The organism is Chlorobaculum sp. 24CR (assembly GCF_004118635.1).
GTDB lineage: Bacteria > Bacteroidota > Chlorobiia > Chlorobiales > Chlorobiaceae > Chlorobaculum.
This window is the reverse complement of record NZ_SDGU01000075.1, coordinates 1-5,236: the sequence shown is the minus strand read 5'-3', so window position 1 is coordinate 5,236 and position 5,236 is coordinate 1. Positions and strand designations below refer to the sequence as shown.

Sequence of the window (5,236 nt, the reverse complement as noted above, 5' to 3'; positions counted from 1 at the left end):
ATACATTATGACTTTTATGAATATATGTGCTCAATTATTACACTTTTATCTTTAACGAAGCAGAGCTTCGGGGAATATATCCCATAGAGATTTAATGAATAATCGTTTTTCAGCCTCCCTGTCAACGATCATAACAAAAAAGCAATATCAATTTTCCATATAATCAGCACCATAACAAAACGGGTCAAATTTTCGTTCATCGAGAGCTGGACGGGTTGCCCGGAAAGGTTGTACTCCGAAGTACTTAAATTCAAGAGCGAAACAAAAAATCATCAACACAAACATGATCTCTATCGAGAATTCAACTGGGATGACTCCTGTTTCCGTTGTCTCCATGCAGTATTCGTACCGAGAAGCAGTTTAAACAAAGGCACCAGTCAACAAACGAAACTGAAGCCGTCTGAAGTGCAGTCAATCAGATCTGCATTTGAACGACGCTCTTATTTCAAGTTTATTTCCCGATTGCTGAGGTACAATTTTGGAACCGATTGGAAAAAAAGAATTACAGAAAAGGAGCTCTTGTAGAAAAAGATACCACACCATTTTTCTGAACACCAAATCCGAATCTCGCCTGACAACCCGGCATAACCTCAACCGCGACATCGCTGATAATGCGTAATCCAGCGTGAACGAGATGCCGGGACAGTCTCAACTCCGCCACGCTCTTCATCCCCAACCCGATTGGGCAAGCAAGCCGTGGCAATCGGCGAGCAGCTGCACCAGCGCCCGCCGACCGCCGCCGCGCCACAGGCGCTCAGGCCATTGTTCAAAGCCTCGGCGGATCGAAAAGCGCAATAATTGAAAAATGCCGTACATTGATCCCTGAGAAACCCGGTGCCTTACGAAGCCGAACCGGCAACAGCACTGCTCACCGGCCTGAACTCCACCTCGTAGCAAACACGCAGACCTGATGAATATTTACCTGAGACTCCTGAACTATCTCGCGCCGTCGAAAAGCCGGATCGTTGTCGTTTTCTTCGTGAGCATCCTGACCTCCCTGTTCAGCGTCATCTCGATTTATTCGGTTCTTCCGCTCCTGAACACAGTCTTTACAAGCAACCAACCTCAGCAAACCTCCGCCTCGGCTCCCGGCGTCAAGCTCCCGAACATGCCGGAGTTGCAAAACGCGAAAACACAGGCTATGCCGGTTGATGCCGATGTCAAGTTTCCCGAAAAGCTCACCGACACCAAGGCCCTCAAAACCTGGGCGACCGCGAAATTCCAGCAACTCTTTGATGCCGGTAGTCGCGAGGAGACCCTCCTCAGAATATGCCTCTTCCTGATCGGGGCGTTCTTCCTGAAAAATCTGTTCATCTACCTGAACGGCCAGCTCATTTTCCGCATCCAGACACGAACCGCCAAGACCCTCAGAGACGACGTTTTCAGCAGCATCGTTGAAATGCAGATCGATTACTTCAACCAGAACCGGGTCGGCACGCTGATGAATTATGTTCACAACGAGGTGAGTTCGGTGAACAACATGATCAGTTCGACCTTCGTCAACCTGCTCCAGAACCCTTTTTCCATACTCGTGTATGTCGTCGTACTCTTGGTACTGAGCTGGAAACTGACCCTGTTCGCCTCGGTCACCTCGCTGCTCATCTTCGCCATCATGCGTTTGATCGGCAAGCGGATCAAATCGATGGCCAGACGCCTCAGAGACCTGATGGGCAACATGAATTCGGTGCTGCAAGAAAAGTTCAGCGGCATCAAGGTGATCAAATCGAGCGCATTCGAAGATGTGGAGGTCAGGCGCTTCAAGCAGTTCACCCGCGACTACCGGAAACTCGATATACGAATCAATCGCCTGAAAAACATCATCAGCCCACTGAACGAAACGTTCCTGATCGGAGCGGTCGCCATGGTGCTCTGGTACGGCGGTTTGCAGGTGTTTGCGGGGAAAATGACCTCCACCGAACTCTTGCTTTTCGCCTTCACGCTCTACTCGGTCATGGGGCCGTTCAAAACCTTCAGCACCATGAGCACCCAGATACACATTGGCATGGCTTCGGCTGAAAAGCTTTTCGAGCTGCTCGATACCCGGCCCGATATTGTCAACGGCACCAGAAAGATCGATGGCTTCTCACACTCGATCCGCTTCGAGGAGGTCAGCTTCCGCTACCGAAAAGAGCCGGATGCTCCGTTCGTGCTCGACAAGGTGAGCTTCGAAATCAAAAAAGGCGAAATGGTCGCCCTGGTCGGCCAGTCCGGTTCCGGCAAATCGACCGCGGTCGATCTCCTGCTGCGCTTTTACGACGTCAATTCAGGCCGCATCACCATCGACGGCATCGACATCAAGGAGTACGATTACAAACAGCTCCGCCAGATAATCGGCGTGGTCAGCCAGGAGGTGATCCTGTTCAACGACACCATCGAGCAGAACATCGCCTACGGTATCCGCAACGGCATCGACCCCGAGCAGATCGAACGCGCGGCGCGGCTGGCCAACGCTCACAACTTCATCATAGAAAAGCCTGAAGGGTATAAAACGCTCGTCGGCGACCGCGGCATCCAGCTTTCGGGCGGCCAGCGTCAGCGCCTGGCTATAGCGCGGGCGATGGTCAGAAATCCCGAGCTGCTCATCTTCGACGAAGCCACCAGCGCTCTGGACAACGAATCGGAAAAAGTGGTGCAGGAGGCCATCGACCACGCCATGGAGAACCGCACCGCGCTGGTCGTCGCTCACCGGCTATCGACCGTCAGGAATGCCGACCGGATCATTGTAATGGAACGCGGGCGCGTCATCGAATCCGGAAGCCACGAGGCGTTGCTCGAAATGAACGGGACATACAAACACCTCTACGACATCCAGTTCTCCGAAAAGTCGGGCGACAAACCGGGATATTGAGGCTGATTTGCCGAGAATCAAAAAAAAAGCATTCACTCCCCGGCAATAAGGACAGTGAATGCCAATCTCCTTTCATGGAGATACTCTGTTGCGATGAAAAATATCCGGCAAAGGAACTACATCTCCACGATGCGCCCCACACGCTCGTGAAGATAAATGAGCAACCGGATTATCGCCCCGGCCAGCCCATTGAATAGAAACTGAACGCCTTGACGTCACGGAAATTCTTCTCCAGCGTCATCAGCATGTTCGGATACGCGCCTGACCAGAGCAACGGCAACCGCTTGCCCTCATGGATCAGGCCGAGATCGTTTTTCAGCATCCGCTCGTCGCCCCAGTCCAGATCAAACACGCGGCTCCCGCCATGATCGAGATCGACGATCCTGATGATGCCGTTCAGCGAAAGATCGCCGCCGTTGTTTTCGAGCGTAATCATCGAGAGGGGGCGCTCGAGCTGAAAGTCACACGAATAGCGCTTCGAAATCCTGAAGACATTATCCCGGCGAATTGGCCGCTTGTAAAAAGTCCAGGCTTTTTCGAGCTGCCAGTACCAGGGCATCAGCAGCGGCGGCGTCATCCCTTCATCGGGAAAACGCACCGGATAGTCATCGGCCCGCCATGATGAAACAACGGAGTCGCCAGAACAAACACGAATGCCATTGATTTGAGCAAGGCCGGTATCGATCAGTTCAAGCCGATAACACCCCGGTTTAAGCCCCGCTACCGACAGCCAAAGTGACGCATTGTTTGGCAAAAACACCTGAGCATTGCCACGTTTGTTCTCATCTAAAAAACGATGCCTCTCCGCCACGATGATATAATCGGACGGTAATGCTGCAATCATCTCTGGGTCAGACCGTTCAGGAAAAACCAATTGAGGATTTCGCCACATTCCGCCATACGATAAATAGACATCGCGCATCTTGGTGAAAACCACGAACCGTGTATGCGGATTCTGCTTCATGAAGTCGAGAAAACGCTCCTTATCGAAAAAGCGGACGTTGCTGTATTTGACATACGTTGTGTGGCCGACCTTCTGATGGATGGCATTGTAGAGAAACAGCACGGCAACCACGAGCACTCCCCAATCGGCAAGCCGTCGCGTCCACGTTGGCCATCGCAAGCTTACCGCCTCAGCCTTTGCGGTGCCAGGAGCAAACAAACGCCTGAGAAGCATACCGATACCATACGCAATCACCATCCAGGTGATCACTTCAAGCGGATAGAAGAAACGCATCGGATACATTGTAAGCGGCGACGCGATAATCAAACCCGCGAGAAGCAAGCTGAACACCCAGACGAGAGGCAGTTTCCGGTGCCGCACCAGCTCGAAAAGACCATAAGCAACCAACGGAGTATACAAACCATAGAAATATTTGTTAAAATCATAGACCTTTACCGTTTTGTACATCGCCTGAATAGCAAATATTAAACGATTTTGCCATCCTTCTGTTGCCATCAAATCACTGTTTTGATAATCGTGAAACGTTGTTGTGAATGACAGCTGAATCAGATGTTGTCGATAAAAATACTCAGCTGAGAGAAAAACAATAAGCAATACTGCTGCAAGTAGGATCCCTGCGATCAGAGGCTTGAAATTCCGCTCACTGACACTTTCGTTCAGAATATATGACAAGAGCAATACGGCGGCGAGATAAATTCCAGTTGAATGGGTGATAAGCAGCAGAACCAGCAACGGCAACCCGTATGTGATAGGACGCCGCGAATAAAACAGCGCAATAATTCCAGACAGAAACAGCGCGATTGCGTAGAAGCTTGGTACAACCCATGAAAAGCCATGATAACGCCCCGTCCCTTCGTAAAAAGCCAAGAGTACAAAGGCGGGCAGGACAAACCATGGAGAAGGATCGATACGTCTGAACAGTGAGTACAAAACATACCCCATCAGCCCGAGACCGATAGAAAAATTCCAATAAAACATCGTCTCGGCTGAAATCCCCAGCAGAAGCGCCAGCCAGCCAAAGAAAAGTGGATAGGTGATTTTGTTAACGATGTATATCGGGGAAGAGGTCAGCTCAGCGCCACCTGTTCTGATGAACGGAAACTCCCTGAAAAATTCGATCGGGGACATATACCATCCGGCATCATCAAGGCCGACCGGGCCGGGGTGCCCATACCACATGTACCAGACGCCGTACCACTGAACCGTTAGAAAAAAAAGAAGCCCGATCACAAAAAGCCATCGGGCTGACAAAGTCACATTATTTCGCATAAGCTCCAATCAACAAACCATGTCAGAAAATGAAAAATCCCCTTCACAATGAAGGGGATATAAATAAAGGATCCTCGAAGCAGAGCTTCGAGGTATTTAGAAGAGTTGGAGCTGCTGTGAATGCAACTTTTTATACTCAATTTCTCGACCTTGAC

Annotated in this window: 4 protein-coding genes; 1 reads left to right on the top strand and 3 read right to left on the bottom strand. The window is 50.6% G+C overall.

Features of this window, described 5'->3' with window-relative positions; genetic code table 11:
• Positions 1–147: 147 nt before the first annotated feature.
• Positions 148–336, bottom strand: coding sequence for a hypothetical protein (locus tag EST62_RS12295; protein ID WP_129052365.1), 189 nt, complete (start codon positions 334–336; stop codon positions 148–150).
• Positions 337–666: 330 nt separating this feature from the next.
• Positions 667–816, bottom strand: coding sequence for a hypothetical protein (locus EST62_RS13565; protein ID WP_167599350.1), 150 nt, complete (start codon positions 814–816; stop codon positions 667–669).
• Between the two features lie 94 nt (positions 817–910).
• Here EST62_RS13565 and EST62_RS12290 point away from each other — a divergent pair, with 94 nt between their 5' ends.
• Positions 911–2,848 (top strand): ABC transporter ATP-binding protein, encoded by a 1,938-nt coding sequence (locus EST62_RS12290; RefSeq protein WP_129052364.1) that lies wholly within the window; start codon positions 911–913, stop codon positions 2,846–2,848.
• 169 nt (positions 2,849–3,017) lie between these two features.
• On the opposite strand, the gene EST62_RS12285 is transcribed toward EST62_RS12290, so the two are convergent.
• Entirely contained in the window at positions 3,018–5,042 is a 2,025-nt protein-coding gene (locus EST62_RS12285) for a hypothetical protein (RefSeq protein ID WP_129052363.1), read from the bottom strand.
• Positions 5,043–5,236: the final 194 nt, after the last annotated feature.

Coding starts and splice junctions, on each gene's coding strand:
- EST62_RS12295 (WP_129052365.1), bottom strand. CDS start 336: ATGGAGACAACGGAAACAGGAGTCATCCCAGTTGAATTCTCGATAGAG.
- EST62_RS13565 (WP_167599350.1), bottom strand. CDS start 816: ATGTACGGCATTTTTCAATTATTGCGCTTTTCGATCCGCCGAGGCTTT.
- EST62_RS12290 (WP_129052364.1), top strand. CDS start 911: ATGAATATTTACCTGAGACTCCTGAACTATCTCGCGCCGTCGAAAAGC.